1 protein-coding gene and 1 pseudogene are annotated in these 628 nt (G+C 41.9%); both read left to right on the forward strand.

Annotation, left to right across the window (positions count from 1 at the left end):
• Positions 1-250, forward strand: a pseudogene (locus tag AB4496_RS22920) (two-component system response regulator); the annotation flags it as partial.
• Between the two features lie 148 nt (positions 251-398).
• Positions 399-536 (forward strand): hypothetical protein, encoded by a 138-nt coding sequence (locus tag AB4496_RS22925; RefSeq protein WP_004734169.1) that lies wholly within the window; start codon positions 399-401, stop codon positions 534-536.
• The last annotated feature ends 92 nt before the right edge of the window (positions 537-628 follow it).

The following is a 628-nucleotide window of genomic DNA, read 5'->3' on the forward strand; positions in this document are numbered from 1 at the left end:
GGTGAATGCTTTGTTTGGTGTTGCTGACCTTGCTGTGGGAACTATCTCTATTTTACCTGCGGGTTTAGATGGACAATGGTCAAATGGCGAATTGAATCAACATATTGCGGCGGGCGAGCGCTTGGGTGAGAACTGTAAGAAGAACTTCATTACACGGGATCTTCCGATTGAACAGGGCTGCCAGCTATCATTGAGCCTACTTGGATCGGCCAGTTTTAGTTTAGACATACACCAAGGGTCTACCGATTAACCCTATATTTCCTCGGTTTTTGTGAATAATTGATTAAGGTATAGTTGCGCAAATGGTGTGGCTATGCCTTTTTTGTTAAATGTCGATTTAGCAAAGCGGGTTTGGTTCGCCAGATACTTACCTTTACTAACAAAAACAAGAAGCAATCATGGCAGATAACAAAGACTTTCAAGACCCGTTTAATGTATTCTACTTTTTAGGATTTTTAGCCGCATTTTTAGCGATTCCATTATTACCAGCAACACTTACGTTGATCCGTGTATTCAATGGTTACGCAACATTCTAGTTAAGTTATCGTCGCCGATTGGTGATAGCTAACTCAAGGAGGCCACAATTAGCGTTCGAGTTTTAAGCCTCAATATTGCTGGTGGCCTTTGC

The sequence above is a fragment of the Vibrio sp. 10N.222.46.A1 genome (genome assembly GCF_041473595.1).
GTDB lineage: Bacteria > Pseudomonadota > Gammaproteobacteria > Enterobacterales > Vibrionaceae > Vibrio > Vibrio tasmaniensis_A.

Bases quoted from the DNA above. Each gene is read 5' to 3' on its own strand.
- AB4496_RS22925 (WP_004734169.1), top strand. From the start codon at position 399: ATGGCAGATAACAAAGACTTTCAAGACCCGTTTAATGTATTCTACTTT.